At 71.1% G+C, this 24,823-nt stretch carries 28 protein-coding genes; 17 read left to right on the forward strand and 11 right to left on the reverse strand.

From position 1 onward, the window contains the following. The first annotated feature begins 62 nt into the window (after nt 1-62). From ACTWQA_RS19365 to ACTWQA_RS19375, 3 genes are read left to right on the forward strand one after another with little or no spacing between them, the layout of a single operon-like run. Complete coding sequence (locus ACTWQA_RS19365) at nt 63-1,112, forward strand: FecCD family ABC transporter permease (protein WP_443160613.1); 1,050 nt, start codon at nt 63-65, stop codon at nt 1,110-1,112. Further along, the gene (locus ACTWQA_RS19370) at nt 1,109-2,116 is read left to right on the forward strand and encodes a FecCD family ABC transporter permease (protein WP_443160577.1); all 1,008 of its coding nucleotides are present in this window, start codon (nt 1,109-1,111) and stop codon (nt 2,114-2,116) included. Before ACTWQA_RS19365 ends, ACTWQA_RS19370 begins: the two co-directional genes overlap by 4 nt. Continuing rightward, complete coding sequence (locus ACTWQA_RS19375; RefSeq protein ID WP_443160578.1) at nt 2,116-2,922, forward strand: ABC transporter ATP-binding protein; 807 nt, start codon at nt 2,116-2,118, stop codon at nt 2,920-2,922. Before ACTWQA_RS19370 ends, ACTWQA_RS19375 begins: the two co-directional genes overlap by 1 nt. Before the next feature lie 6 nt (nt 2,923-2,928). Here ACTWQA_RS19375 and ACTWQA_RS19380 read toward each other — a convergent pair whose 3' ends face one another. Beyond that, a complete protein-coding gene (locus ACTWQA_RS19380; RefSeq protein ID WP_443160579.1) occupies nt 2,929-3,567 on the reverse strand; it encodes a TetR/AcrR family transcriptional regulator in 639 nt (212 codons plus the stop codon). Between the two features lie 36 nt (nt 3,568-3,603). Between ACTWQA_RS19380 and ACTWQA_RS19385 the strand changes: the two genes are divergently transcribed. The 4 genes from ACTWQA_RS19385 to ACTWQA_RS19400 all read left to right on the forward strand — a co-directional run bounded on the left by ACTWQA_RS19385 (nt 3,604) and on the right by ACTWQA_RS19400 (nt 6,769). Further along, complete coding sequence (locus tag ACTWQA_RS19385) at nt 3,604-3,921, forward strand: rhodanese-like domain-containing protein (RefSeq protein WP_305924696.1); 318 nt, start codon at nt 3,604-3,606, stop codon at nt 3,919-3,921. Nucleotides 3,922-4,063: 142 nt separating this feature from the next. Further along, on the forward strand, nt 4,064-5,356 hold the full coding sequence (locus ACTWQA_RS19390) for an NAD(P)/FAD-dependent oxidoreductase (protein ID WP_443160580.1): 1,293 nt from the start codon (nt 4,064-4,066) through the stop codon (nt 5,354-5,356). 78 nt (nt 5,357-5,434) lie between these two features. Next, the gene (locus ACTWQA_RS19395; protein ID WP_443160581.1) at nt 5,435-6,355 is read left to right on the forward strand and encodes an endonuclease/exonuclease/phosphatase family protein; all 921 of its coding nucleotides are present in this window, start codon (nt 5,435-5,437) and stop codon (nt 6,353-6,355) included. Between the two features lie 93 nt (nt 6,356-6,448). Next, nucleotides 6,449-6,769: a GroES family chaperonin gene (locus tag ACTWQA_RS19400; RefSeq protein ID WP_443160582.1), complete on the forward strand. Its 321-nt coding sequence runs from the start codon at nt 6,449-6,451 to the stop codon at nt 6,767-6,769. Here ACTWQA_RS19400 and ACTWQA_RS19405 read toward each other — a convergent pair. Together ACTWQA_RS19405 and ACTWQA_RS19410 are read right to left on the reverse strand one after the other, a co-directional pair. Then, entirely contained in the window at nt 6,764-7,678 is a 915-nt protein-coding gene (locus tag ACTWQA_RS19405) for a TolB family protein (RefSeq protein ID WP_443160583.1), read from the reverse strand. The genes ACTWQA_RS19400 and ACTWQA_RS19405 overlap by 6 nt on opposite strands. Nucleotides 7,679-7,732: 54 nt before the next feature. Continuing rightward, complete coding sequence (locus ACTWQA_RS19410) at nt 7,733-8,188, reverse strand: TIGR02611 family protein (RefSeq protein ID WP_443160584.1); 456 nt, start codon at nt 8,186-8,188, stop codon at nt 7,733-7,735. A gap of 160 nt (nt 8,189-8,348) precedes the next feature. Between ACTWQA_RS19410 and ACTWQA_RS19415 the strand changes: the two genes are divergently transcribed. The 4 genes from ACTWQA_RS19415 to ACTWQA_RS19430 all read left to right on the forward strand — a co-directional run bounded on the left by ACTWQA_RS19415 (nt 8,349) and on the right by ACTWQA_RS19430 (nt 11,706). Then, a complete protein-coding gene (locus ACTWQA_RS19415; RefSeq protein ID WP_443160585.1) occupies nt 8,349-9,257 on the forward strand; it encodes a phosphotriesterase family protein in 909 nt (302 codons plus the stop codon). Nucleotides 9,258-9,290: 33 nt separating this feature from the next. Further along, nucleotides 9,291-9,680: a PPOX class F420-dependent oxidoreductase gene (locus ACTWQA_RS19420; protein WP_443160586.1), complete on the forward strand. Its 390-nt coding sequence runs from the start codon at nt 9,291-9,293 to the stop codon at nt 9,678-9,680. Nucleotides 9,681-9,726: 46 nt separating this feature from the next. Continuing rightward, a complete protein-coding gene (locus tag ACTWQA_RS19425) occupies nt 9,727-10,755 on the forward strand; it encodes a sensor histidine kinase (protein ID WP_443160587.1) in 1,029 nt (342 codons plus the stop codon). A gap of 243 nt (nt 10,756-10,998) precedes the next feature. Beyond that, complete coding sequence (locus ACTWQA_RS19430) at nt 10,999-11,706, forward strand: response regulator (protein ID WP_443160588.1); 708 nt, start codon at nt 10,999-11,001, stop codon at nt 11,704-11,706. A 12-nt stretch (nt 11,707-11,718) separates the two neighbouring features. Here the strand turns inward: ACTWQA_RS19430 and secY are convergent, their stop codons facing one another. Further along, entirely contained in the window at nt 11,719-13,008 is a 1,290-nt protein-coding gene (secY, locus tag ACTWQA_RS19435) for a preprotein translocase subunit SecY (protein ID WP_443160589.1), read from the reverse strand. Between the two features lie 139 nt (nt 13,009-13,147). On the opposite strand from secY, the gene ACTWQA_RS19440 reads away from it, so the two are divergent. Beyond that, the gene (locus ACTWQA_RS19440) at nt 13,148-13,723 is read left to right on the forward strand and encodes an AAA family ATPase (protein WP_443160590.1); all 576 of its coding nucleotides are present in this window, start codon (nt 13,148-13,150) and stop codon (nt 13,721-13,723) included. Here the strand turns inward: ACTWQA_RS19440 and ACTWQA_RS19445 are convergent. Next, the gene (locus tag ACTWQA_RS19445; protein ID WP_443160591.1) at nt 13,708-14,487 is read right to left on the reverse strand and encodes a putative hydro-lyase; all 780 of its coding nucleotides are present in this window, start codon (nt 14,485-14,487) and stop codon (nt 13,708-13,710) included. The two genes, ACTWQA_RS19440 and ACTWQA_RS19445, sit on opposite strands and share 16 nt — an antisense overlap. Nucleotides 14,488-14,544: 57 nt before the next feature. Between ACTWQA_RS19445 and ACTWQA_RS19450 the strand changes: the two genes are divergently transcribed. Together ACTWQA_RS19450 and ACTWQA_RS19455 are read left to right on the forward strand one after the other, a co-directional pair. Next, a complete protein-coding gene (locus ACTWQA_RS19450; RefSeq protein ID WP_443160592.1) occupies nt 14,545-16,179 on the forward strand; it encodes a sodium:solute symporter family protein in 1,635 nt (544 codons plus the stop codon). After that, a complete protein-coding gene (locus ACTWQA_RS19455; RefSeq protein ID WP_443160593.1) occupies nt 16,176-16,340 on the forward strand; it encodes a hypothetical protein in 165 nt (54 codons plus the stop codon). Before ACTWQA_RS19450 ends, ACTWQA_RS19455 begins: the two co-directional genes overlap by 4 nt. Here ACTWQA_RS19455 and ACTWQA_RS19460 read toward each other — a convergent pair. Continuing rightward, the gene (locus tag ACTWQA_RS19460) at nt 16,327-16,737 is read right to left on the reverse strand and encodes a winged helix-turn-helix transcriptional regulator (RefSeq protein WP_443160594.1); all 411 of its coding nucleotides are present in this window, start codon (nt 16,735-16,737) and stop codon (nt 16,327-16,329) included. The two genes, ACTWQA_RS19455 and ACTWQA_RS19460, sit on opposite strands and share 14 nt — an antisense overlap. A gap of 67 nt (nt 16,738-16,804) precedes the next feature. Between ACTWQA_RS19460 and ACTWQA_RS19465 the strand changes: the two genes are divergently transcribed. Further along, nucleotides 16,805-17,818, forward strand: a complete 1,014-nt coding sequence (locus ACTWQA_RS19465; protein ID WP_443160595.1) for an NADP-dependent oxidoreductase — start codon at nt 16,805-16,807, stop codon at nt 17,816-17,818. Here ACTWQA_RS19465 and ACTWQA_RS19470 read toward each other — a convergent pair whose 3' ends face one another. Then, nucleotides 17,819-18,055: a hypothetical protein gene (locus ACTWQA_RS19470; RefSeq protein WP_443160596.1), complete on the reverse strand. Its 237-nt coding sequence runs from the start codon at nt 18,053-18,055 to the stop codon at nt 17,819-17,821. Continuing rightward, a complete protein-coding gene (locus tag ACTWQA_RS19475) occupies nt 18,055-18,279 on the reverse strand; it encodes a DUF6158 family protein (RefSeq protein WP_443160597.1) in 225 nt (74 codons plus the stop codon). The genes ACTWQA_RS19470 and ACTWQA_RS19475 overlap by 1 nt, the downstream gene beginning before the upstream one ends. Nucleotides 18,280-18,375: 96 nt before the next feature. Between ACTWQA_RS19475 and ACTWQA_RS19480 the strand changes: the two genes are divergently transcribed. Both ACTWQA_RS19480 and ACTWQA_RS19485 read left to right on the forward strand, forming a co-directional pair. Further along, on the forward strand, nt 18,376-19,308 hold the full coding sequence (locus ACTWQA_RS19480; RefSeq protein WP_443160598.1) for a LysR family transcriptional regulator: 933 nt from the start codon (nt 18,376-18,378) through the stop codon (nt 19,306-19,308). Between the two features lie 84 nt (nt 19,309-19,392). After that, on the forward strand, nt 19,393-20,856 hold the full coding sequence (locus ACTWQA_RS19485; protein ID WP_443160599.1) for a S1 family peptidase: 1,464 nt from the start codon (nt 19,393-19,395) through the stop codon (nt 20,854-20,856). Between the two features lie 69 nt (nt 20,857-20,925). On the opposite strand, the gene ACTWQA_RS19490 is transcribed toward ACTWQA_RS19485, so the two are convergent. The 3 genes from ACTWQA_RS19490 to ACTWQA_RS19500 form a co-directional block, all read right to left on the reverse strand. Then, the gene (locus ACTWQA_RS19490; protein WP_443160600.1) at nt 20,926-22,062 is read right to left on the reverse strand and encodes an FAD-dependent oxidoreductase; all 1,137 of its coding nucleotides are present in this window, start codon (nt 22,060-22,062) and stop codon (nt 20,926-20,928) included. 109 nt (nt 22,063-22,171) lie between these two features. Beyond that, a complete protein-coding gene (locus ACTWQA_RS19495; protein WP_443160601.1) occupies nt 22,172-22,807 on the reverse strand; it encodes a response regulator in 636 nt (211 codons plus the stop codon). Beyond that, the gene (locus ACTWQA_RS19500; protein WP_443160614.1) at nt 22,795-24,714 is read right to left on the reverse strand and encodes a sensor histidine kinase; all 1,920 of its coding nucleotides are present in this window, start codon (nt 24,712-24,714) and stop codon (nt 22,795-22,797) included. The genes ACTWQA_RS19495 and ACTWQA_RS19500 overlap by 13 nt, the downstream gene beginning before the upstream one ends. Nucleotides 24,715-24,823 lie beyond the last annotated feature (109 nt).

Here is a 24,823-nt window from a genome sequence, read left to right on the forward strand (position 1 = left end):
TAGATTAGCCTTGCCTAAGTTTGACTGCGACGAGAGGGGTTCGGGTGCGCCCGGCGGTGACCATGGACCAGGCGGCCGAGGAGGCGGCCGAGTCCGCGAAGAGACCGGCGTGGGCGCGTCCCGGGGTGCTGACGATCGGACTCGTCGCCGCCCTGGCGGTGCTGGCCCTGATGGCGATGGCCAGCGTGGCGCTCGGCGCCCGGTCCGTGCCGTTCGCCACGGTGATCGACGCCTTCCTGGCGCCGGACGGCTCCCACGACCACACGGTCATCCGGGAGCTGCGCGTGCCGCGTACGCTACTCGGCCTCGGTGTGGGCGCCACGCTGGGCCTGGCCGGGGCGCTCATGCAGAGCCTGACCCGCAACCCTCTCGCCGACCCCGGGCTGCTGGGCATCAACGAAGGCGCGGCGCTGGGCGTCACGCTGGCGCTCGGCCTGTTCGGGCTCACCGATCCCGCCGTCTACGTGTGGTTCGCGTTCGGCGGGGCCGCGCTGGCCTCCGTGATGGTCTACTCGCTCGCCTCGGCGGGCCGCTCGGGCTCCAGCCCGGTACGCCTCACGCTCGCGGGCGTCGCGCTCGGCATGGTGGCCACGGCCATCGCCTCGGCGATCCTGCGGATGGACGCGCAGACCTTCGACCGGATGCGGTTCTGGCTGACCGGGTCGCTGGCCGGGCAGACGGCCGACACGCTGGTGCGGCTGGCCCCGTTCATGGTCGCCGGGCTGGTGCTCGGACTGTCGCTGGCCAGGCCGCTCAACATGCTGGCGCTCGGCGACGACGCGGGCAAGGCGCTGGGCGTGGCCGTGGGCCGCACCAGGGCGCTCACCGGAGTGGCGGTCACCTTGCTCTGCGGGGCGGCCACCGCCGCGGCCGGGCCGCTGTGGTTCGTGGGGCTGATCGTGCCGCACGCGGTGCGCGCGCTGGTGGGGCCCGACCAGCGGTGGGTGTTGCCGTACTCGGCGGTGGCCGCGCCGGTGCTGCTGCTGGGGGCCGACGTGGTGGGCCGCCTCATCGCCCGCCCGGGTGAGGTGCAGGTGGGGATCGTGTGGGCGGTGATCGGCGCGCCGATCTTCATCATGCTGGCCAGGCGGAAGCGGGTGGCGGCGCTGTGAACGTCCGGGTCGGCCCCTATTCCGTACGGCTGGCGCCCCGCGCCCTGCTCGTCACCGCCGCCCTCCTGCTGGTCGCCTGTGTGGTGGCCGTGGCCGCGATCTCGACAGGCGAGTTCACCGTGCCCGTGCCCGACATCATCACCGCGCTCGTCGGCCAGGGCACACCGGTCGCCGAGCTGATCGTGAGCAAGCTGCGGGCGCCGCGCGTGGTGACGGGGCTGCTGGTCGGCGCGGCGTTCGGGATGAGCGGCGCCATCTTCCAGAGCCTCACCAGGAACCCTCTGGGCAGCCCCGACTTCATCGGCTTCACCGCCGGGGCCTCGACGGGCGGCATCATCGCCGTGGTCGCGGGCGGCCCGGCCATGACGATCGCCGGCGGCGCGCTGGCGGGGTGCATCGTCACGGCGGTGCTCGTGTACGCGCTGGCCTTCCGCGGCGGCGTGCAGGGCTACCGGCTGGTCCTCGTCGGCATCGGGGCGAACGCGCTCTTGCTGGCGGTCAACTCGTACCTGCTGACCAGGGCGAACATCAATGACGCGGCCACCGCGGGCGCGTGGCTCACCGGCAGCCTGAGCGGCCGCGGCTGGGACCACGCGCTACCGGTCGCGCTGGCGGTGGCTCTGCTGGTTCCCGTGTGCCTGTATCTGGCACGGCCCATGCGGATGATCGAGATGGGTGACGACGCGGCCAAGGCCATGGGCATCAGGGTCGAGCCGGTCCGCGCGGTGGCCATCACGGCCGGCGTGCTGCTGTCCGGCGTGGCCACCGCCGCCGCTGGCCCCGTCATCTTCGTCGCGCTCGCCGCGCCCCAGCTGGCCCGGCGGCTCACCCGCTCCCCCGGCGTCACGATGGGCGCCTCGGCGCTGATGGGGGCCGTGCTGCTGACCGGCGCCGACCTGGCGGCACAGCGGCTGCTCGCCCCCACCCAGCTGCCCGTCGGCGTGCTGACCGCCGCCATCGGCGGCACGTACCTCGCCCTGCTCCTGCGAAAGGACCGCCACTGATGCCCGATGCGCGTCTGTCCGGCACCGGCCTGACCCTCGCCCACGACCAGCGTGTCGTGGCCACGGACCTGAGCGTGGCGATCCCCGACGAGTCGTTCACCGTGATCATCGGCCCGAACGCGTGCGGCAAGTCCACCCTGCTGCGGGCCCTGGCCAGGATGCTCAAGCCCAAGACCGGGGCCGTGCACCTGGACGGAAGCGTCATCACCTCGCTGCCGTCGAAAGAGGTCGCGCGACGGCTCGGCCTGCTGCCGCAGAGCTCGATCGTGCCGGACGGGATCACCGTGGCGGACCTGGTGGCCCGTGGCCGGTATCCGCACCAGCGCCTCATGCGGCAGTGGTCGCGGGCCGACGAGGCGGCCGTGACCGAGGCCATGCGCTCCACCGACGTGGCCGAGCTGGCCGACCGGATCGTGGACGAGCTGTCCGGCGGGCAGCGGCAGCGGGTGTGGCTGGCCATGGCGCTGGCGCAGGAGACGCCGATCCTGCTGCTGGACGAGCCGACCACGTTCCTGGACATCTCCCACCAGATCGAGGTCCTCGATCTGTGCGCGGACCTCCACGAGGCGGGGCGGACCATGGTGGCGGTCCTGCACGACCTGAACCAGGCGTGCAGGTACGCCACTCACCTGATCGTGATGCGTGCCGGGACGATCGTGGCCGAGGGCGATCCCGCCGAGATCGTCACCCCTGAGCTGGTGCACGAGGTGTTCGACCTGCGCTGCGAGATCATCCCCGACCCGCAGTCCGGCACCCCTCTCATCGTTCCGGAGGCGCGCCGCCGCGTGGGCGCCGCCTCCGCCTGACACCCGTCAGTCCGGACTCGCCACGGCCAAGGCCAGGTCTGTGATGCCCCGCACCGCCCGGTCCTGGCCGTAGTCGGCTTTCAGCACGCCTGCCGCCTCGGCCCCCACGGCGGCCAGCAACGCGTGCGCCAGGACGTCGGCGTCGGCGCCGGGGCGGGACTCCGCCAGCAGGATGGCCACGTGCCGGTGCCAGAACCGGTAGGCGCCGATGCGGTAACGCGCGCCCGGGCTGGCGGTCTCCGACATCCGGACCAGGTCCAGGTGGTCGAAGAGATAGCGCAGGTAGGCGGCGACGAAGGCGGTCAGCCGCTCGCGGGCGGGCGCGCCGGGGCCGAGCGGCGGCGGGCCCGACAGAATGCGCTGCTGGAGGTCGCGTTCGCGGTCGTCCAGGAGTGCCACGGCCAGCCCTGACTTGTCGCCGAACCTGCGGAAGAGCGTGCCCTTGCCCACCCCGGCCGCCGCGGCGATCGCATCCATGGACACCGCCTCCACGCCCTTGTCCACGAAGAGCGCCGCGGCGGCGGCGAGCACTTTCTCCCTGTTGCGTGCCGCGTCCGCGCGCTCTTTGGGTGGCCGGGCCCGCAGCAGCTCCAGAGGCACGCTTGACGAACCGGACTGCGGTCCGGTAATTTTCGAGTCGTCCACGAACCGGACTGTAGTCCATTTTTCCTGGAGGACACAATGAACGTCATCACCCGCGACGAACTGAAGTCGGCCCTGGGCACCGTGACGGTGGTCGACACGCTGGGCGGCGACTACTACGCCCAGCAGCACCTGCCGGGCGCCATCGCCCTGGTCGAGAGCGAGGTCGCCGGGCGTGCGGCCGCGCTGCTGCCCGACAAGGACGCCCCCATCGTCACGTACTGCACCAATCCCTCCTGCTCCAACAGCAAGGCCGTGGCAGCCCGGCTGAGCGCGCTCGGCTACACCGACGTCCGCAGATACGTCGAGGGCATCGAGGACTGGGTCGAAGCCGGCCTGCCGGTCGAGTCCGCCTAGCAGAGTCGCTCCCCTGTAGCAGAAAGGCCCGGCCGCCGCAAGGCCGGGCCTTTCTCCTGGAACGCGCCAAAGGACATAGAAGGAATCCGGTCCACAGGCGACTCTCTCCCGGACGAGTCACACCACACAGGGGGAGACGAAAATGGACCACGCCGTCGTCATCGGCGCGAGCATGTCGGGGCTGCTGGCCGCGGCCGCCCTGCACCGGCTGTTCGGCCGGGTCACGGTGCTCGACCGCGACACGCTGCCCACGGTGGACGCCCACCGCAGGGGCGTCGCGCAGAGCCGCCACGCGCACGGCCTGCTCGCCAAGGGCCGCGAGGTCATCGACGAGTTACTGCCCGGCCTGTCGGCCGAGCTCGTGGCGCAAGGAGCGATCAGGGGAGACCTGCAGCGGGACGCCAGGCACATCCACGGCGGGCACCGGCTCGCCCGCGGTGACAGCGGCCTGTCCGGGCTGCTGGCCAGCCGCCCGCTGCTGGAAGGCCAGATACGACGCCGGGTGAGCGCGCTGCCCGGCGTGCGGGTGCTGGCGGACCGGATCGCCACCGGCCTGCTGGCACAGGACGGCCGCGTCACGGGGGTGCGCCCGGCCGACGGCGAGCCGATCCCGGCGGACCTCGTGGTCGACGCGGGCGGCCGGGGCTCGCGCACGCCGTTCTGGCTGGGCGAGCTGGGCTATGAGCCGCCCCGCGAGGAGCGGGTGGTGATCGACGTGCGGTACGGCACCCGCGAGTTCCGCCGCCGGCCCGGCGACCTCGACGGGGACCTGGTCGTCATCATCGCCCCCACGCCGGAGCACCCGCGCGGCGGAGTGGCGCTGGCGCTGGAGGACGAGCGCTGGATCGTCACCATGGCGGGGTACGGCGAGGGCCCGGGCCTCGCGCTGACCGAGTTCGCCGACTACGCCGCCACGTTGCCGGTCCTCGACCTGCACCACCTCATCAGGAACGCCGAGCCCGTCGGAGAGCCCCGCTCGTACCGGAACCCGGCCGGCGTCCGGCGCTGCTACGAGCGCTTGAGCCGTTTCCCCGAAGGGCTGCTGGTGATCGGGGACGCGGTGTGCGCGTTCAACCCGCTCTACGGCCAGGGCATGACGGTCGCCGCATTGGAGGCGAAGGTCCTGCTCGAGGCGGAGCTGCGGCCGCAGGCGTTCTTCCGGCGGATCGCCAAGATCGTGGACGCGCCGTGGGACATCACGGTCGGCGGCGACCTGAAGATGCCCGGCGTCGAGGGTGACCCGACGCCGAGGATGCGCATGGTGAACGCGTACCTGGAGCGTTTCCACGCCGCCGCCGCGCACGACCCCGAGCTGGTGCTGCGCTTCCTGCGGGTCACCAACCTCTACGACCCGCCGCCGTCGCTGATGAGCCCGGCCGCGCTGCTCAAGGTGCTCCGCGGCGGCGCACCGCGAGCAGTGCCGGTGCCCGCGTAACCGCGCACAGCCTGACCTGCTGCCTGGGGGCGTGAACTCACGAGGGGACTCGTGGCGATACAAGGCGTGCGGACATGGGTGAGCTGGATTGCGGTGGTCCCCTTCGCCTTGTGGGCGGCGGTGCGGTTGAGCGGGTTCGAGCCGGACTGGCCGTGGGTGCCGATGGTGGCGTACACGCCGTACGCGACCGTGGCGGCGGTGGCGGGCGGACTGCTGGCCTGGGCGCTGCGGCGGCGGGCAGCGGGCACCGTCGCGCTCGTGGCGGTGCTGGGGCTGGTGCCCGCTGTACTGCCCCGGGCGTTGTCCGACGGCAATCCGGACGCGAAGGGGCCGGTGCTGCGGGTGCTGGCGGCCAACCTGCTGGTGGGCCAGGCCGACACGGCTGAGCTGATGGAGCTGGTCGGCCGGCTGCGACCGGACGTGCTGGCCTTGCAGGAGTTCACGCCTGCCGCCATGGAGCGGCTGGACGAGGCGGGGGTGCGCAAGGTGCTCCCGCACGCCGTCACGCACCCGCTGCCGGGCGTCGGCGGGTCGGCCGTGTACGCCCGGCACCCGCTCGAAGCCGGAAAGCTGATCATGGAGGGCGGGTTCGGGCAGGCCAGGGCCTGGCTGAAGCATCCCGGCGGGAAGCGGATCGAGATCGTGTCGGTGCACCCGTGCGCGCCCAAACGGTACGGGCGGCAGCCGTGCTGGCAGGCGGGCCTCGACGCGCTGCCCCGCGGGGGCGACGTGCTGCGGGTGCTGGCGGGCGACTTCAACGCCACGCTCGACCACCTGCCGATGCGCGAGCTGCTGGCGGCGGGCTATCGGGACGCGGCCGACGTCATGGGGAAGGGCTTCGTGGCGACCTGGCCGCAGAACGGCCCGCTGGTCCAGGCACCGGGGGTGACGATCGATCATGTGCTGGCCGACTCCCGGATGGCGGTGCGCGCGTTCGAGGTGCTGTCGCTGCGGCGCACCGACCACCGGCCGGTGTTCGCCGAGCTCAGGCTGCCGTGATCGCGAGGTCGGCGACGCGGTCGTGCGGGGTGGCCGGTAGGCGCCGAGGGCGTACCGGAAGATGGCGGGTGCCGTGACTCATAGACTTGAGCCGTGGAACAGCCCAAGTTCGAGATTCAGATGCTGCACGACCGGGTCATGATCAAGCTGGAGCAGGAGGCGGAGGAGCGGCGCAGCGGCTCCGGCATCGTCATTCCGGCGACGGTCAAGCTGGCCAACCGGCTGGCCTGGGGCGAGGTGTGCGGCGTGGGCACGAACGTGCGCTCGGTCAAAGTGGGCGACAAGGTGCTGTTCAACCCGGAGGAGCAGTACGAGGTGGAAGTGCACGCGCAGGTCTACCTGGTGATGCGGGAGCGCGACCTGCACGCCGTGGCCACGCAGGAGACCGACCACGGGACCGGGCTCTACCTATGACCCGCGGGTGAACGACACCCACAACTCCGCGGCCCATGTCTTGGCGGGGACATTCGCGAGTACGCGCGTCACCTTTCCGCGCAGGTCCACGACCGACAGGCGGTAGGCGCCCCGGTGTGGCATGACCGCGACGACGTGGCTCTCGTCCCACCAGCCGAACACGGCCTCGGGCCGTACGTCCACCCGCTGGGCGATCTTGCCGGCGATGGGGTCGACCAGGCAGAGCTGCTCCTTGAAGCGCGACGGGCACCAGGTGGTCAGGCGTTTGCCGGACGGCGAGAACGAGTCCTCAGGACCGGTCGGCAGGCCGACGCCGGCCAGCGTGCGCATGACGGCGCCGTCGGACGGCCGGTAGAGGCGCAGGCCCGTGCCGTGCCGGGAGACGAGGTTGCCGTCGGGGCTCCACCAGAAGCCCGCGCTCGCGCTCAGGCCGTTGATCCGTACCGTTCGGGCGGTCTTCGCCGTCACGTCGACGACCGTGAAGCCGAGCACCCGCCACTTATCGCTCACCTTCTGCTCGACGGTGAGCGCGACCTTCTTGCCGTCGCGGGACCAGGAGGCGTAGGAGGCGGTCAGCGGCTTCTTGACCGTGCGGATCCTGGTGGACGCGCCGGTGGTGCGGTCGGTGACGACGAGGGCGTCGTAGCCGGAGCGGTATGTGGCCGGCACGCCCGCCGCCAGCCGGCCGCCGGGCGCGACGGACACCTCGGTGAGACTCTTCTCCCAGGCGAAGGCGGATCCGGTCGCGGAGCGCAGGTAGGTGCGCTTGGTGCCGAGACCGTACGCGGCGAGCCGAACGGGATCGCCGGTGTCTTCACGATATTTCATGCCGCCCGTGCCTGGTAACGCGAGATCCACCGGGGCGGCGGATACGGCCAGGGACAACGCGAGGGCGATAGTGGCGATCACGCCCGCAGAATAGGCAGCCATCCGCCCGATTCCGGGCGGCCATAACGACCGGGTCTAGATGTAGCGCTGCGCGAACTCGAGGACGTCGAAGCCCAGCGTGAGCAGACCGAAGTAGACGATCACGGCGGCCGCGGCCAGCGTGACGACGAGCACGATGATGCGGACCGTCCAGCCCTGCCTCTTGTACCACTCCGTCCAGGCGTGCAGCGTGGCCTTGCCGAACTCCAGCAGCTTGTGCGCCCAGTGGAACTCGGTGGCCAGCACCGCCAGGCCGGCGAACACCACGAGCCAGCCGGGGCCGGGGAACGGCACCATGATGAGACCGCCCACCACCATGACGGCCCCGAGCACGCCGATCACGATCTTCAGCGTGAGCGCGCCCGTACGGGTCGCTCTGATGCCGTCGAGCCAGCCGTGGATGCCGTGGCGGCGTCCGGGCATGCTGGAGTCCTCGGCGGCTTCCCCCTTGATGACGTCGGCGTCGCCGGTGTCGGAGTTCTGAATCGGCACAATGCCCCCCGGCAGTCGGTGTGCCCCCTAGGATACGGCCCCGTCCATGTCATCAACTTGCAGATGACTAGCAAATCACCAAACTTCGCGTAACGTAAAATTTCCGGCCCCGGACCGGCCTGAGCTGCCACTATTCGGCAAATATCGGTTAATGTCTGCTATGCCCGAGGTCTTGCTTCGTACCGTCACCGGTCCCGTACGCGCGGACGCCGTCAGCGGCGCCGTCCTCCCCCACGAGCATCTGCGCACCGACATGCGCTGGGGAGTGGGCGTCGACTCCGACCCGTACCGCTGGCTCGACGAGGAGGCGGCCGTCGCCGGCGAGTTCCGCGAGCTGCGCAAGTCCGGCGACCTGGGCCTGGTGGTGGATCTGACCAGCCTGGGCATGGGTCGCGACGCGGCCACGCTGGCCCGCGTCGCGGCGAGCAGCCGGGTGCCGGTGATCGCCTCGACGGGCCTGTTCGCCGAGCCGTTCACGGACGTGCGCGACGAGGACGTCGACGAGCTCACCAGGCAGCTGATGTACGAGATCTCCAGCGGCTTGGACGGCACGGGCGTGTTCCCCGGCGTGATCGGCGAGGTCGGTTGCTGGGGTCCCGAGCCCACGCCGCGCGAGGAACGCTGCCTGATCGCCGCCGCCCGCGCCGCGCTCCAGTCCCGCCTGCCCGTCGCCACGCACGGCATGAACGCCCTGGCCCTGCTGGAGATCCTGCTCGGCCAGAACCTGCCCGGCTCCCGGATCGCCATCGGCTACACGGGCAGCGACCTGGGCGCCGCACGCAAGATCGCCGAAGAGGGTGCGTACGTGAGCCTGGGCGTCGTCAGCCTCGGCGCCGACGAGGCCGCCAGGATCGCCCTCGCCCTCATCGAGGACGGGCACGCCGAACGCCTCCTGATCAGCACCGGCCTCAGCCGGGTCGCGCACCTGCGCGCCTACGGCGGGCCCGGGTACGCCCACCTGTTCCGGGAGCTGCTGCCCCGCCTGCGCGAGGCGGGCACCGGTGAGGACACGATCCACCTGCTCACTCGCGACAACCCGCTGCGGTGGCTGACCTCGGGCTCGGCTTGACCTCAACGGCGCTTGAGGTTGCACGCTGACCGTATGACCTTCACGCGAGAAGAACTGGACTACCTGACCACGCAGCGGCTCGGCCGTTTGGCGACCATCTCCCCCGACGGGCAGGTCCAGAACAGCCCTACCGGCTTCTTCGTCGACGCCGGCGCGGGCACGATCGACATCGGCGGGCACAACCTGGGCGACTCCAAGAAGTTCAAGAACATCCAGGCGGGCAGCACGGTGGCGTTCGTGGTGGACGATCTCGCCTCGGTGAATCCGTGGACAGTGCGCGGAGTCGAGATCCGGGGCACGGCGGAGGCGCTGACGGGGCAGGAGCCGCCGTTCCACGGCTTTTCTGGAGAGCTCATCAGGATCAAGCCCAACAAGATCATCTCTTGGGGTCTGGGCGGTCCGGCATCGAACCGGAGAGTGTGAAACTCGCTAGGATCAGGGCTACGACGAGCCTTGGCCGGGTGGGGGGATGGAGACGCAGCACACGCCCAGGGGCGGCCGCCTGCGCAGGCCGCTCGCGGCTCTGTCACGCCTGACCCGCCTGGGCGACATTCCGGTCGTGGTCATGCTCGCGTGGGCGGGCTGGCTGGCCGTCCCATGGTCGTTCAGCGGCCTCGCCCAGGCACGCGCCGCCGCCGCGGCGGCCGCGGACACCGAGCCGCCCCAACTGCGCGCCACAGCGCCGGCAGCACTCGGGGCGGCTCCCGCCGCGATCGGGCAGCGGGGTGTGACGGGGCTCTCCATCGCTGCCCCGAAGGCGGTGCGCCCTCCGGCTCGCGTTGACACCGCCGTGGGCCGGGCGCTGGACACGTGGGCGCCAGCCTCCTCCGCTCGTCAACCGTCCGGCCTGGACGGGGCGGCGCCGTTCACCGCCGGCCGGTCGCCGGTCCAGACGGATGCCGTGGCCCCGATCCAGACGGATGCCGTCGCCTTGGAGCGGGCCAGGATCGCCGGTGAGGTGCACGACGCCGCGGGGCACGGGTTGGCGGCCATCGCGATGCAGGCCGGGCTCGCGCTGGTCACCCTCGACGACGATCCCGAGCAGGCGCGGGCCTCGCTGCAGGCCATCAGGGAGACCAGCATGACGGCGCTCGCCGGGTTACGGGCCGCGCTCGACGGCATCGACCCGCCTGAAGGTGACCTGACGAGCCTGATCGACGGGGTGCGGGCCGCGGGCCTGCCGGTGGACGTCGAGCCCGCAGGCCCCGCCGTGCCCGCGTCTCTGCAAGGGACCGTCTACCGGGTGGTGCGCGAGTCCCTCACCAACGTGCTGCGCCACGCGGGCCCGACCAGGGCGCTGGTGCGGGTGGCGAACGACCCGTGCGAGTTCGTGCTCGAGGTGGCCGACCGTGGCGTCGGCTGGACCGGCGCGGCCGAGGGACGAGGGCTCTCGGGGATGCGGGCCCGGGTCGCCGAGGCAGGCGGTCACTTCACCGCCGGACCGCGTGAGGGCGGCGGTTTCCAGGTGGTCGCCCGGTTCCCGCAGGTCTCGGCATGACGGCACACCCCCGCCGACCTGCCGGAGCACGGGTTGAGCAGGAGCCGACCGCCGGACGGTGGGGCCTGGCCGCCCGAGCACACGAGCCGACCGCCGGACGGTGGGGCCTGGCCGCCCGAGCACACGAGCGGACCGCCGTCAGGCACGGCCTCGCCAAGGAAGCCACTGAAGGACGCCGGTCGGGTGGAGCGCGGGGTCTCGGCGTCGAGGAGCGCAGACGGCGGGACGAGGGAAGCCGGCGCCATGGGTGAGGCGGTCACCGGTTCGGATCGGGCGGACTTCGGCGGCGACGGCGACCGGCCCCTTCGGGTGGCCATTGCCGACGATCAGGCGGTCGTGCGGATGGGGCTGCGGGCGCTGCTGGATCGGGAGCCCGGCATGGAGTGCGTCGGCGAGGCGGCCGACGGGGCGGCGGCGCTGGCGCTGATGCGGCGGGTCCGCCCCGACGTGCTCCTGCTCGACATCCGCATGCCCGGCATGGACGGCCTGGCCACCCTGCGGGCGATCGCCGCGGACCCGGAGCTGCGGGGCTCGCGGATCGTGGTGGTGACCACGTTCGCCGTCGACGAGTACGTCTTCGCGGCCCTCCAGGCCGGAGCCAGCGGCTTCGTACTCAAGGACAGCGCCCCCGACGAGCTGGCCAACGCGGTCCGCGTGGTCGCCGCCGGAGACGCGCTGCTGTCACCGGCGATCACCAGGAAGGTGATCGGCCTGTTCGGCCGGCACGGCACGGAGCCGGTCGAGGGCATCGAGACGCTCACGCCCCGGGAGCGGGAGATGGTGGCGTGGGTGGCCACCGGCAGGTCGAACGAGGAGATCGCCAAGGAACTGGTGATCAGCCCCGACACCGTGCGGACCCACGTCAGCCGCGCCATGGTGAAGCTGCGTGCCAGGGACCGGGCGCAGCTCGTGGTGTTCGCCATGCGGGCCGGCCTCGCCGGCCCTCCCTGACCGACCGCCTGCCTACTTCAGGAAACCCTCGTAGTCGCGCTGCTGAAGCTGGGCCTCGATCTGCTTGACGGTGTCGAGCCCGACGCCGACCATGATCAGCACGCTGGTCCCGCCGAACGGGAAGTTCTGCTGAGTGCTGGGATCCTTCAGGATCGCGAACGCCACCAGCGGCAACAACGCCAGCGCCCCCAGGTAGGCGGCCCCCGGCGCGGTCAGCCGGGACAGCACGTACGCCAGATACCGGGCCGTGGACCGCCCCGGCCGGATACCGGGCACGAATCCGCCGAAGCGCCGCATGTTGTCGGCCACCTCGTCGGGATTGAAGGTGATCGACACGTAGAAGTAGGTGAAGGCCACGATCAGCAGCACGTAGCCGGCCATGTAGAGCGGGTGTGTTCCCGACGTCAGGTTCTGCGCCACCCACGCGCCCGCCTCGTCCCCGAGCAGCGGCGCCGCGAGCGTCGGCAGGTAGAGCAGCGACGTGGTGAAAATGACGGGCACGATGCCCGCCTGATTCACCTTGAGCGGGATGTACGTGCTGCTCCCGCCGTACATGCGCCGTCCCACCATGCGCTTGGCGTACTGCACCGGCACCCGCCGCTGCGCCTGCTCCACGAACACCACGGCCGCCACCAGGAAGAGCCCGGCCACCGTCATCACGACGGCGCCGACCGGAGTCAGCACGAAGATCTTCGACATGTAGCCCGGGAAGACTGCCACGACCTGCGTGAACATGAGCAGCGACATGCCGTTCCCGATCCCCCGGTCGGTGATCAGCTCGCCCAGCCACATGACCACGCAGGCCCCCGCCACCATGGTGAGCACGATCACGGCCGAGGACAGCAGGCCGTCGTCCCGCAGCAGCGGCCGGGCGCACCCGGGCAGCAGCTGCCCGGCGCGAGCCAGCGCCACGACGGTGCCGGCGTTGAGGAGGGCGAGCGCGACGGTCAGGTACCGCGTGTACTGGGTGATCTTCGCCTGCCCCCGCTGCCCTTCCTTCCTGAGCGTGTCCAGCCGGGGCACCATGACGGCGAACAGCTGCATGACGATGCTGGCGGTGATGTACGGCATCACGCCGAGCGCGAACACCGACAGCTGCAGCATCGCGCCCCCGCTGAGCATCTGCGCCAGATCGAAGAGTCCCCCGCTCGCCGTCCCGACGCATTCCCGCACCGCGGCCACGTCCACTCCCGGCGACGGCATGACCTGCCCCAGCCGGAACAGCGCGATGAGCGCGAGCGTGAACAGCAGCTTCTTCCGCAGGTCCGGCACACGGAACGCTCTGATCAATACGGTCAGCATGGGCACCGAGTCTGACCGGCGCGCCCCCGGACGTCGTCCGCCCAGCCGAGGCACCGGCGTACGCAGATCTGCGTAGGCGCGGCGCAAGCGCCGCTGCCTGTAGTGGGCCCCTGGACGCGGCCCACCATATCTTGACCCCATGAGCACTGTCTGGGTGATCAGCGGGCCGCCGGGCGCGGGCAAGTCCACGGTGGCGGCCGAGCTGCTCACCCGCCTGTCCCCCGTGCCGGCCGTGCTCGACAAGGACACCGTGTACGGCGACTTCGTGGCGGAGGTCCTGCGCGCCCACGGCCGGCCGGACGGCGAGCGCGAGGGCCCTTGGTACGACCTGCACATCAAACGCCACGAATACGCCGGCCTGACCAGGCTGGCCAGGCAGATTCGCGGGCACGGCTGCCCGGTGCTGCTCGACGGCCCGTTCACCACCCAGGTCCACGACGCGGCCAGGTGGGCGGAGTGGGTGACGGAGCTGGGCGGCTCGCCGGTGCGGCTGCTCTGGGTGCGCTCCGACGGGCCCACCCTGCGCGAGCGCCTCACCGCCAGGGGCTACGGCAGGGACGCGGGCAAGCTGGCGGCGTTCGCCGATTACCTGCGCAACATCCGGGTGGACGAGCCGCCGGTCGTCCCGCACCTGGAGATCGACAACCGGTGCGGCGCGCCACCGGTCGGCGAGCAGCTCACGGCGGCGGGCATCCCGCCTCAGACCACCAGGTAGTCGTCGTCCCGGACGTCCAGGATCGCCATGTGGCCCGGCAGATGCCCGATCGCGTACTCGACGCCGCTGGCCATGATCGCCGCCTGCGGCGTCACCCCGCACGCCCAGAACAACGGCACCTCGCCGGCCCGCACCTCCACCGGGTCGCCGAAGTCGGGCCGGGCCAGGTCACGGACGCCGATCGCGGCGGGGTCGCCGAGGTGCACCGGCGCCCCGTGCACCTGCGGGTATCGTCCGCTCACCTCGACGGCGGTCTCGACCAGTGCCTCCGGCACCGGCCGCATCGACACGACCAGCGGCCCGGACAGGCTGCCCGCCGCCGTGCAGGGGACGTTGGTGACGTACATCGGCACGTTCGTCCCCAACTCCAGGTGCCGCACCGGCACCCCGGCCGCGAGCAGCGCCCGCTCGAAGGTGAAGCTGCAGCCGATGAGGAACGGCACGAGGTCCTCACGCCACTCCTCCACCACCTCGCCGAGGTCGGCGACCGGGCGGCCGTCCCGGTAGAGCCGGTATCCCGGCAGGTCGGTACGGAGATCACCGGCGAACAACGCGGTGGACCAGGCGCCCGGCTCGCCCACGTCGAGCACCGGGCACGCCTGCGGGTTCTGGTGGGCGAACAGCAGCAGGTCGTACCGCAGCCGCGCGGGCACGGCGATCAGGTTGGCCTGCGTCCAGCCCCGGCACCAGCCCGCGGTGGGCACCCGCTCGCCGGTGCGGAATCGCTCCCGCGCCTGCGCGGGGCTCAGATCGGCGACGTCCACAGACACGACATTACGCCTCTTGTGTGATGTCGTGTCTTTACCGAGTAGCGGGCGCGGGTGCGGCTTGACGTGAACCTCCTCGACTACCTTCTCATCGCCATTTACTTCGCCACCGTGCTCGCGATCGGCTTCGCCGCGCGCGGCCGGATCACCACCAGCCTGGACTTCTTCCTGGCCGGCCGCGGTCTGCCGGCGTGGGTGACCGGCCTGGCGTTCGTGTCGGCGAACCTGGGCGCGATCGAGATCCTCGGCATGGCGGCCAATGGCGCCCAGTACGGCGCCATGACCGTGCACTACTACTGGATCGGCGCGGTCCCGGCGATGGTGTTCCTCGGCATCGTGATGATGCCGTTCTATTACCGCTCCAAGGTCCGCAGCGTGCCCGAGTTCCTGCGCCGGCGGTTCAACGGGGCCACGCAGCTGCTGAACGCGATCACGTTCGCGGTCGCGCAGATCCTCATCGCCGGGGTGAACCTGTACGCGCTGGCGCTGGTCCTGGAGGCGCTGCTGGGCTGGCCGCTGCCGGTTTCCGTGGTGGTCTCGGCGGTGATCGTGCTGACGTACATCACGCTCGGCGGGCTCTCCTCGGCCATCTACAACGAGGTCCTGCAGTTCTTCGTGATCCTCGCCGGCCTGATCCCGCTGACCGTGCTCGGGCTGATGAAGGTGGGCGGGATCACCGGCCTGTTCGACAAGGTACGGCAGAGCGCGCTCGGCGAGGGCGGCCTGCACACCTGGGCCGGGATGGGCACGGGCGAGAACCCGATGCAGGCGCACTGGATCGGCATCGTGTTCGGGCTCGGCTTCGTGTTGTCGTTCGGCTATTGGACGACGAACTTCGCCGAGGTGCAACGGGCGTTGTCGGCCAGGAACACGAACGCGGCCCGGCTCACGCCGATCATCGCGGCGTACCCGAAGATCTTCATCCCGCTGGTGACGGTGTTGCCCGGCATGATCGCGCTGGTGCTCTTCAGCGACCTGGGCCGGGGGCAGGCGTACAACAACGCGATCCCGCTGCTGATGCGTGACCTGCTGCCGAACGGGGTGCTGGGGATCGCGGTGACCGGGCTGCTGGCGTCGTTCATGGCGGGGACGGCGGCCAACATCAGCGGGTTCAACACCGTGTTCACCAACGACATCTGGCAGGCGCACCTGGTGCGGGACCGTCACGACGACTACTACGTGCGGGTGGGCCGGATCGCGACCGTGGTCGGCGTGGCGATGGGGATCGGGACGGCGTTCATCGCCGCCGGCTACTCCAACATCATGAACTACCTGCAGGCTCTGTTCTCGTTCTTCAACGCGCCGTTGTTCGCGACGTTCATCGTGGGCCTGTTCTGGCGGCGGATGACGCCGTGGGCGGGCTTCTGGGGCCTGCTCGCGGGCACGCTCGCCGCCTTCGTGTCGTACTTCTTGTACAAGGCCGGATACGTGGAGTTCGGCACCGAACTGAACGCCAGCTTCTGGGGCGCGAGCCTGGCGTTCGCCGTGGATGTGGTGGTGTCGATCGTGGTCACGCTGGTCACCACCCAGAAACCGCAGGAGGAGCTGCGCGGGCTCGTGTACGGGCTCAGCGACGTCACCATCGAGGACGACGCGCTGGCCGGGGACGCCAAGTGGTACCGCTCGCCCGTGCTGCTGGGCACGGGCGCCCTCGTTCTGGCGGCTGTGATGTACGGAGTGATCCGATGATGAGTGATATCCGGATGGTGATCGGCGGGCTGTTCCTGATCTACGGCGTGATCCTCATCATCGCCGGCGTCCTGGGCAGCGCCGTCAACCTGTGGACCGGGCTGGCCATGGCGGTGTTCGGCGGCACGTTCGTGGTGTGGGCGCGGGTCAGACGGGTCTGACCGGCTCCTGGGCCTTCTTGTCGTACGCCTCCCGCGCGGCGATGACCTCGTCGGCGTGCTCCCCCGCCCACGCGCCGATGGCCCGCAACACACCCATGGCGCTGCTGCCGAGGTCGGTCAGCGCGTAGTCCACTCGCGGCGGGATCGTCGGGTAGACCGTGCGGCTGACCAGGCCGTCGCGCTCCAGCGTGCGCAGGGTCTGGGAGAGCATCTTCTGGGTGATGCCGTCGAGCATCCTGCGCAGCATGTTGAAGCGCCTGGGGCCGTCGAGCAGCGCGCCCAGCACCAGGCCCGTCCACTTGCTGGTGAAGATCTCGAGGACCGTGTTGGGCTTGCACGCCTGGAGGAACGCCTCGGCGCCGCCGTACTGTCTCAGGTCGGGAAACGTAGTATCCATGAGGTACCTGAATATCAAACAAGTGCCTTCTTCACAACGGATACCTGCGATGACCAGCATGTGAGGCATGCATGCAATTACCTACCGCTCCTTCGGGGAGCCGGACGTGCTGGAACTCACCGAGGTTGCGCGGCCCGTGCCGCAAGCCCACGAGGTACTCGTGCGAGTGCGGGCGGCGGGCATCAACCCGCCGGACTGGAAGCTGCGACGGACGCCGTATCCGCCGGATTACGTCGATCTGCCGCTGATCCCCGGGTGGGACGTGTCGGGCGTGGTGGAAGAGGTCGGCGATTACGTCGGCCGGTTCAAGCCCGGCGACGAGGTCTTCGGCATGCTCAACTTCCCGCGCTACGCCGGGGCGTACGCCGAGTACGTGGTGGCCAGGCCCCGGCAGTTCGCCCGCAAGCCGACCGGGATCGATCACGTGCAGGCCGCGGCACTGCCGATGCCGGCGCTGACCGTCTGGCAGGCGTTCGAGGACGTCGCGGAGGTCACGGCGGGGCAGCGGGTGCTGGTCCACGCCGCGGCAGGAGGGGTCGGGCACCTGGCCGTGCAGCTGGCCAAGCTGCGCGGCGCGTACGTGATCGGCACGGCGCGGGCCGCCAAACACGCGTTCGTGCGAGGGCTGGGGGCGGACGAGATGATCGACTACACCACCGTGGACTTCGCCCGGGCGGTGTCGGATATGGTGCCGGACTCGGGCACATCGAACATGGTGCCGGACTCGGGCACATCGAACATGGTGCCGGACTCGGGCACATCGGGTGTCGACGTCGTGCTCGACATGGTGGGCAAGGACTATCCGGCCCGATCGCTGCCCGTCCTGCGGTCCGGCGGCGCGTTCATCGGGGGCGCGGGGATGACGCCCGAGGACGTGGCGGCGTACGAGGCGGCGGGGCTCCGGTCCGGGGTGTTCGTCGTGGAGCCCGACCATGCCGCGCTGGCCTCGATCGCCGGCCTGGTGGCGGAGGGCCGGCTGGCCGCGCACGTGGACCGGGTGTTCCCGCTGGCCGAGGCCGCGAAGGCCCACGCGCTCATGGAGAGCGGCGACTTCGTCGGCAAGCTCGTCCTGGAGATGTGATCAGTACTCGACCTCGAACGTGTGCGGTCCCAGCCCGTACCCATCCCCCTTCGGCACCACGTACCCGTGCTCAACCAGTCGCGCCAGGCTCCTGCGCAGGTCTTCCTCGGCCAGCCCCGACGACCGGATCAGCCCGTCGAGCTCCGCGTGGCCCTTCTCGACCGCCTGGGACGCCACGGCCTCGTAGACATGGATGTCCACGTCCGACAACGCCTGCACATCGTGACCTTCGGACATCAGCGCTGCCTCGCTCCCTCCCGCAACCTGAAGGGGTCGACCTCACGATCCGGGTACCGGCGGAGGTATTCGGACTCGAGCTCATTGGTGCGGGACGTGTGCACGGCCAGGGCGTCGTCGGAGCCGTGGAAGAAGGTGTCACTGCGGGTGGCGTGCAGCTGGCGCAGCTCGCGTACCAGGTCGTCGTCACTGAGCTGAGCCGGGTCTATTCCCATCGTCGTCATGGGTTCCCCTCTACCCCAGACTGCTCCGACAATATCTGTCATATTTCCTGACATATAGGGATTGTCTGTAAGATGTCCGGGCTTTACCTTCCCGTTATGGACCTCGAGCTCCGGCACCTCAGGATCGTCCGCGCGGTCGCGGACGCGGGAAGTGTGAGCAAGGCCGCGTCCCTACTCGGGCTGGCACAACCGGCCCTGACCGCCCAGCTCAAACGCATCGAGAGGGTGCTCGGCGGCACCCTCTTCGAACGCGACCGCCACGGCGCCAGGCCCACCCGCCTCGGCGAACTCGTGCTCGCCAGGGCACGGGTGCTCCTTCCCGCTGCCAAAGAACTGCAGGAGGAAGCCGTACGATTCGCCCACGCCCCCTCCCCCGGCTTCCGCATCGGCGCCACCAACGGGCCGATACTCGGCGGCCTCGTCGACCGGCTGGCCGCCGAGCGCCAGGTCAGCACGTACACGTCCTGGTCGGCACACGAGCTGACCGGCATGGTCGAGCTCGGCCGCCTCGACTACGTGCTGACGGGCGCCTGCGGCGACTCCGGCACCCCCACCGGCTCGCTCGTGTGGGAGACGATCAGCCTCGACCCCGTCTTCTGCCTGGTCGCCGAGGCCCATCCCGCCGCCAGGGAGAAGGAGGTGGAGCTGGCCGACCTCGCCCGCGAGCAGTGGGCGGTGACGCCCGGCGACGGCTGTTTCGCCGACTGCTTCGCGATGGCGTGCGCCCGCGCCGGGTTCACGCCCGGCACGATCTACGAGACGGACGTGCCGACGTGCACGCACCTCGCGCAGGTCGGCCGCGCCGTGGTGCTCTGCCAGGCCACCACCCAGGCCGCCCAGGGCCTGGTCATGGTCCCGTTCGCGGGCGCGCCGCTGCGCTGGCGGCAGCTCCTCGGCCGCCACCCCACCGCACCCGAGGCCACCTGGGTGGTGGCGCAGGCCAAGGAGGCCCATAGGGACGCCGTCCGGCGGAGCCCCGTCTACCACGACTGGCTGGTACGAAATCCGGATTATGGCACCGCGCCATAACACGGTGATAGGGGCAAAGTGATACTCCTCCGCTTCTGGGTCCGCCGTTACCGTGACGGCACCCCCAGCAGCGAGGAGACCACCATGCTCCGCACTCCGGCGCTGATCGCGATCGCGATCGGCGCGTTAGTCGTGACGGCCACCCCCGCCGTCTCCGCACCCATCACCGCTTCTTCCGCCGCTAAGCCACCCTCTGGCGTGGTGGACGCCCTGGAACGCGATCTCGGGATCACCGAAGAGCAGGCGATCAACCGTCTGGCGAACGAGGCCCGCGGCAACTCCGCCGCACCCGGCCTACGCAAGAAGCTCGGCGACCGCTTCGCCGGCACCTGGTACGAGGGCGCCGAGAGCACCTTCGTCGTGGCCACCGTCGACCCGGCCGACGTCGGCGAGATCCGCCGCGCGGGCGCCGTGGCCCGCGTCGTGCCGCGGACACTGGCGCAGCTCTCGACCGTCAAGGAGGGCCTGGACCGGACCGCGGCGCCCGCCACCGTCCACAGCTGGGCCATCTCGCCCCAGGACAACGCGGTCATCGTGCACGCGAGCGACGCGGCGGCGGCACAGTCGTGGATCACCGCCGGCGGCGTGGACGCCGCGGCCGTGAAGGTCGAGCAGTCGGCCGAGCGCCCGCGCCTGTTCTACGACATCCGGGGCGGGGACGCGTACTACACCTCGGAGGGTTACCGCTGCTCGGTCGGCTTCGCGGCCAGGCGCGGAACCCAGCTCGGCTTCACCACCGCGGGCCACTGCGGCGCCACGGGCGTGACCACGACCGGCTACAACCGGGTGGCCCAGGGCACCTTCCAGATCTCGTCCTTCCCCGGCAACGACTACGCGTGGGTCGCCACCAACACGCAGTGGACGGCCCCCGGCGTCGTCAACGGCTACAGCGCCGGAACCCTCCCGGTACGCGGCGCGACCGTCACCCAACCCCAGGGCTCGGTGTGCCGCTCCGGCTCCACCACGCAGTGGCACTGCGGCACGGTCACCGCGCTCAACGCCACCGTCAACTACCCGGAGGGCACCGTCACCGGCCTGACGCGGACCACGGTGTGCGCCGAGGGCGGCGACTCGGGCGGCTCGTTCATCTCGGGCGACCAGGCCCAGGGCATGACCTCGGGCGGCTCGGGCAACTGCACCGTGGGCGGCACCACGTACTTCCAGCCCGTGGGCGAGATCCTCTCCACAGGCGGCCTGACCCTGGTCACCGCCGGTGGCACCGACCCGCCGCCGACCGGCTGCCAGAGCTACGAGGAGACCTACAGCGGGTCGCTGACCTCGAACGCGAGCGCGTACCAGCCGAACGGCTCCTACTACCAGGCGACGGTCTCCGGCACCCACGCCGCCTGCCTCGACGGTCCCAACGGTACGGACTTCGACGTGTATCTCCAGAAGTGGAATGGCTCGTCGTGGGCCGTGGTCGCCAGGGGCGACAGCCCGAACCCCGACGAGACGATCAGCTACAACGGCACCGCCGGTTACTACCGGTACCGGGTGCACGCTTACAGCGGGTCGGGCTCGTACACACTGGGCCTGAACCGCCCATGACGGCTTGCTCCCGCTGAGCAGCCGGTGAGGCCGGGACGCTCATCACGTCCCGGCCTCACCATGCGTCACCTAGATCCGGTTGCTGAGGGCACGCAGCAGAAGTCCGAACCCACGGGTGGCAAGCCGCGGCGGTGTGGCACCGTTCAGCCGGATGAGGTGCTCGCTCTGCATCACCGTGCGCGGGCCGGACACAGCGAGCGCGTGCGAGGCCACCGTGGAGGCCAGGGCCGCCCGCCGCCTCCGTCTGGAAGAGTACACGCCGACGACCGCCCGTGGATCGGGCACGGCGCCCAGGCACTCCACCAGCGTCGCCACGTCCTCGAGCGCCTGGTTCGTGCCGTGCGCCATGACGGGCGGCATCCCGTGCGCGGCGTCCCCGAGCAGCACGCACCGCCCGTCGCCCCAGCGGCGCGGCACCTGGTGCCGGGTGTGCGGGAACACCTCGGCGTCACCGTCCCCCAGCGACGCCAGCACCTGCTCGACCGGCGCACCCCAGCCCGCGAACCGGCGGCGCAGCATCCCCAGCGGCTTGTCCTCCGGCGGCGCGCCCGGCGACCAGGGCACATCGAAGAACCACTGCATGAGCCCGTCGCCCGCGCCCATGTACCCGAAGTCACCTTGCCGGCCGACCATCAACGTCGTGGTCGACCCGGGATCGAACGGAGCCGGCGTCAAGCCCTGCCAGACCGCCGCACCGGTCAGAGCCGCCTGGCCACCTCCCAGCAGGAGAGCGCGCACCCGCGAGTGCACACCGTCGGCCCCGACCAGGAAGTCGCCGCTGAACTCCTGACCCGTTTCCGTCCGCACCCGTACGCCGTCCCCGTCGGCCTGCAGCTCCGCGACCCGCGCACCGAACCGCACGGTCCCCTCCGGCAACCCGCTCTCCAGGAGGATGATCAGCGACCCGCGCGGGATCACCCGCGCCGCCGACCCGAACCGCCGCGCCAGCGCTTCCAGGTCGAACTCCAGCACGCGGCGACCGCTCACGGTCCGCAGGCATAACGTCGTCAGCCGCTGCCCCACCCCGTCCAGGCCCACGCCCAGGTCGCCGAGTATCGCCGTGCCGTTGCACCACAACGTGATGGCCCCACCCCCGAGGCGCAACTCCTGCGCCTGTTCCAGCACCACCACGTCATGCCCTGCGGCGATCAACCCCCGCGCCGCCGCGAGCCCGCTGATCCCCGCCCCCACCACAAACACCCGCACCGCCGCCACCTTAGCTCTACAATAAGTAGTACTACTAGTTATAGAGCAGCGGGCCGATCATCCTCAAGATCCCGACAAGCGCCCAGCTGGTCAGGCGGCGACGCGGCGATCAGAGGGACTTCAAGTACGTGAGAACCGCCACAATGCGACGATTGCTCTCCGCCGAGTCCGGCAAGTTCAGCTTCTGGAAGATCGATCGCATGTGCGCCTCCACCGTGCGCTCGGCGATGACCAGGCGGGCGGCGATGGCGGTGTTGGAGTGCCCCTCGGCGACGAGGGCGAGGACGTCGTGCTCGCGCTCGGACAGGCGCGCGATCTGCGTGTTCTGGGCGTTGATCAGCGCCGCCACCACCTCGGGATCGAGCGCCGAGCCGCCTGCGGCGACCCTGGCGAGGGCGGACAGGAAGTCGTCGACATGCAGCACCCGGTCCTTGAGCAGATATCCGAATGCTCCGGTGCTCACCAGCGGGACCGAGTTGGTGGTCTCGATGTGCTGGGACAGCAGCAGCATGGGGAAATCGGGCAGCTCCCGCCGAAGAAGCCGGGCGGCCTGCACTCCGTCGTCACTCATCGTCGGCGGCATCCGCACATCGATGACCGCGATGTCGGGCCGGCGCCCGCGTACCGCGTCAACCAGGGCCTGGGCGTCCCCGACGGCGGCGACGACCTCGTGACCCGCGTCTTGGAGCAGCCGGACGATCCCCTCCCGGAACAGCGCCGAATCCTCCGCCACTATGACGCGCATGGCATCTCCGCCTCGATCGTGGTGCCCTCGTACGGCGCGCTGATCACCGAGAGCGTTCCGCCGATCGCGCTGACACGATCGCGCAGGGTGGTCAGGGACGCCGGGGACGGCGTGAAGCCGACGCCGTCGTCGGTGACGGCGATGTGCAGGCAATCCCCAGCCTGGCGCACGCTGACGCGGATGCCGGTCGCCTCGGCGTGTTTCAGCACGTTGGTCATGGCCTCGGCCACCAGGAAGTACGCGGTGGCGGCCACGACGTCGCTCGTCACCACCGTGCCGGCACGCAGGTCGACGGGCAGCGCGCACTGGGCGGCGAGCCTGCGCAGGGCGGCGGTGAGCCCGTCGTCGAGACTGGCGGGGCGCAGGCCGTGGGCCAGCCTTCGGAGCTCGCCGACGGTGTCCTCCAGCCGGTCCACCGCCAGGTCCAGCTCGACGGAGAGCGGGTCGGCAGGGTCGAGACGCCGCTGGGCGGCCCGTAATTGCATGCCGACCGCCAGCAGGTGCTGCTGGGCGCCGTCGTGCAGGTCGCGTTCCAGCCGCTTGCGCTCGGCCACGGCGGCTGAGACCAGGCGCCGCCGGCTCTCCGACACCTCCGACAGAACCCTGCGCAGGCCCAGCCGCAACCGGCTCACCTCGATCGGCAACCCGGCCGCCGACACCGCGAGGCGGACCCGCCTCAGCTGACGAGCCGACACGCGGCCCAGGACCACCACGCCGATCTCGGCATCGGCGGTCCGCAACGGCAGCGTGGTCCGGTCCGCAGGCACCTCGGCGTCAGTCCCCCAGATGTCCACGTACCCGCCGCGCTCGGCCTCGGTGAGCAGCAGGACCAGCCCGGGGTCGCCGGCGAGCGCGCGCAGCGCCTCCTGCACCGACTCCGGCTCCGCCGTGCCCTCCCGTACCCGGTCGACGAAGTCGGCGATGCCGGCGAGGATCACCGTACGGTCCCGGTCGAAGACCCGTCCGGTGGCGTCGTGCACCCGCCGGAACACCGGCATGAGGATCAACGCGGCCACGAACACCGCCCCGTACCCGCCCAGCGGCGAGTCACGGCCGAAGAAGGAGCCGAGCACGACGGCGGACGCGGCGAACACGCCCGCCGCGATGATCGTGGTCAGCACCCACGCCGCGGAGTCGCCGAGGATCCTGTCGATCTCGAACAGGTCATGGCGCAGTACGGCCACGGCCACCGCGGCCGGGACGAGCACCACGATCCCGATCAGGAAGCCGCCGTACGCGGCGGGTCCCGCCCAGCCGAGTGCGGTGATCGCCCAACTGGCCACCATGAGCACCACCACCAGCACGGCGGCCAGGACGAGCCATCTGGTCTGCGCGCGTACCCGCTCGTCACCGCGGCGGTAACGCACCACCACGGAGCTCACACTGGCAACCGACACGACGAGCAACGCCGCGAGCGCGGCCACCATCAGCGGCATCCAGACACCCTCCGGCACCGCCACCGGTGAGCGGGCCACCGGCGGCGGGTCGTAATGGTTCATGGTCACCACCATCGCCGCCGTCACACCGGCCGCCGACAGGGGCACCGCGGCCGCCGCCACCCGCCACCGTCGTCCCGGGAGCAGCCCATCAGGAAAGACCAGTAACAGGAGGAGAAACCCCACCACCTGCCACGACCAGATCACCGCCCCCCACCACGAGTCGCGGCCCCATTCCTCCAGCGCGGGCACGGCCAACATCGAGACCGCCACCCCCGCGAGCGCGCCCGGCACAGGACTGGCCGGCGCCCGTACCGCGATCAACCAGCCGAGTCCCAGCGGCACCAGCCCGAGCAGATAGACGGCGAACGCCCAGCCCCCGCCCACCGCCGAGGCCCCGCCGGCCGCCCAGGCCAGCGCGGTCCACGCGCCGGCGCACGCGATCGTCGCCACCACCATCCACCAGCGCATGCGGCTCACCGCGACATTCTCCTGCGCGAACGCCAGCCTGGCATCAGTGCCAACACGTACCGGCCTGCCCGGTGCGACATCCAGCGCTGCCCTCGATGCGCGCCCAGGA

Origin of the sequence: Nonomuraea sp. 10N515B (assembly GCF_052245915.1) — a bacterium.
Lineage (GTDB): Bacteria > Actinomycetota > Actinomycetes > Streptosporangiales > Streptosporangiaceae > Nonomuraea.

Coding starts and splice junctions, on each gene's coding strand:
- ACTWQA_RS19365 (WP_443160613.1), top strand. CDS start 63: ATGGACCAGGCGGCCGAGGAGGCGGCCGAGTCCGCGAAGAGACCGGCG.
- ACTWQA_RS19375 (WP_443160578.1), top strand. CDS start 2,116: ATGCCCGATGCGCGTCTGTCCGGCACCGGCCTGACCCTCGCCCACGAC.
- ACTWQA_RS19385 (WP_305924696.1), top strand. CDS start 3,604: ATGAACGTCATCACCCGCGACGAACTGAAGTCGGCCCTGGGCACCGTG.
- ACTWQA_RS19390 (WP_443160580.1), top strand. CDS start 4,064: ATGGACCACGCCGTCGTCATCGGCGCGAGCATGTCGGGGCTGCTGGCC.
- ACTWQA_RS19415 (WP_443160585.1), top strand. CDS start 8,349: ATGCCCGAGGTCTTGCTTCGTACCGTCACCGGTCCCGTACGCGCGGAC.
- ACTWQA_RS19420 (WP_443160586.1), top strand. CDS start 9,291: ATGACCTTCACGCGAGAAGAACTGGACTACCTGACCACGCAGCGGCTC.
- ACTWQA_RS19425 (WP_443160587.1), top strand. CDS start 9,727: ATGGAGACGCAGCACACGCCCAGGGGCGGCCGCCTGCGCAGGCCGCTC.
- ACTWQA_RS19430 (WP_443160588.1), top strand. CDS start 10,999: ATGGGTGAGGCGGTCACCGGTTCGGATCGGGCGGACTTCGGCGGCGAC.
- secY (WP_443160589.1), bottom strand. CDS start 13,008: ATGCTGACCGTATTGATCAGAGCGTTCCGTGTGCCGGACCTGCGGAAG.
- ACTWQA_RS19440 (WP_443160590.1), top strand. CDS start 13,148: ATGAGCACTGTCTGGGTGATCAGCGGGCCGCCGGGCGCGGGCAAGTCC.
- ACTWQA_RS19455 (WP_443160593.1), top strand. CDS start 16,176: ATGATGAGTGATATCCGGATGGTGATCGGCGGGCTGTTCCTGATCTAC.
- ACTWQA_RS19460 (WP_443160594.1), bottom strand. CDS start 16,737: ATGGATACTACGTTTCCCGACCTGAGACAGTACGGCGGCGCCGAGGCG.
- ACTWQA_RS19465 (WP_443160595.1), top strand. CDS start 16,805: ATGCATGCAATTACCTACCGCTCCTTCGGGGAGCCGGACGTGCTGGAA.
- ACTWQA_RS19470 (WP_443160596.1), bottom strand. CDS start 18,055: ATGTCCGAAGGTCACGATGTGCAGGCGTTGTCGGACGTGGACATCCAT.
- ACTWQA_RS19475 (WP_443160597.1), bottom strand. CDS start 18,279: ATGACGACGATGGGAATAGACCCGGCTCAGCTCAGTGACGACGACCTG.
- ACTWQA_RS19480 (WP_443160598.1), top strand. CDS start 18,376: ATGGACCTCGAGCTCCGGCACCTCAGGATCGTCCGCGCGGTCGCGGAC.
- ACTWQA_RS19485 (WP_443160599.1), top strand. CDS start 19,393: ATGCTCCGCACTCCGGCGCTGATCGCGATCGCGATCGGCGCGTTAGTC.
- ACTWQA_RS19495 (WP_443160601.1), bottom strand. CDS start 22,807: ATGCGCGTCATAGTGGCGGAGGATTCGGCGCTGTTCCGGGAGGGGATC.
- ACTWQA_RS19500 (WP_443160614.1), bottom strand. CDS start 24,714: ATGCGCTGGTGGATGGTGGTGGCGACGATCGCGTGCGCCGGCGCGTGG.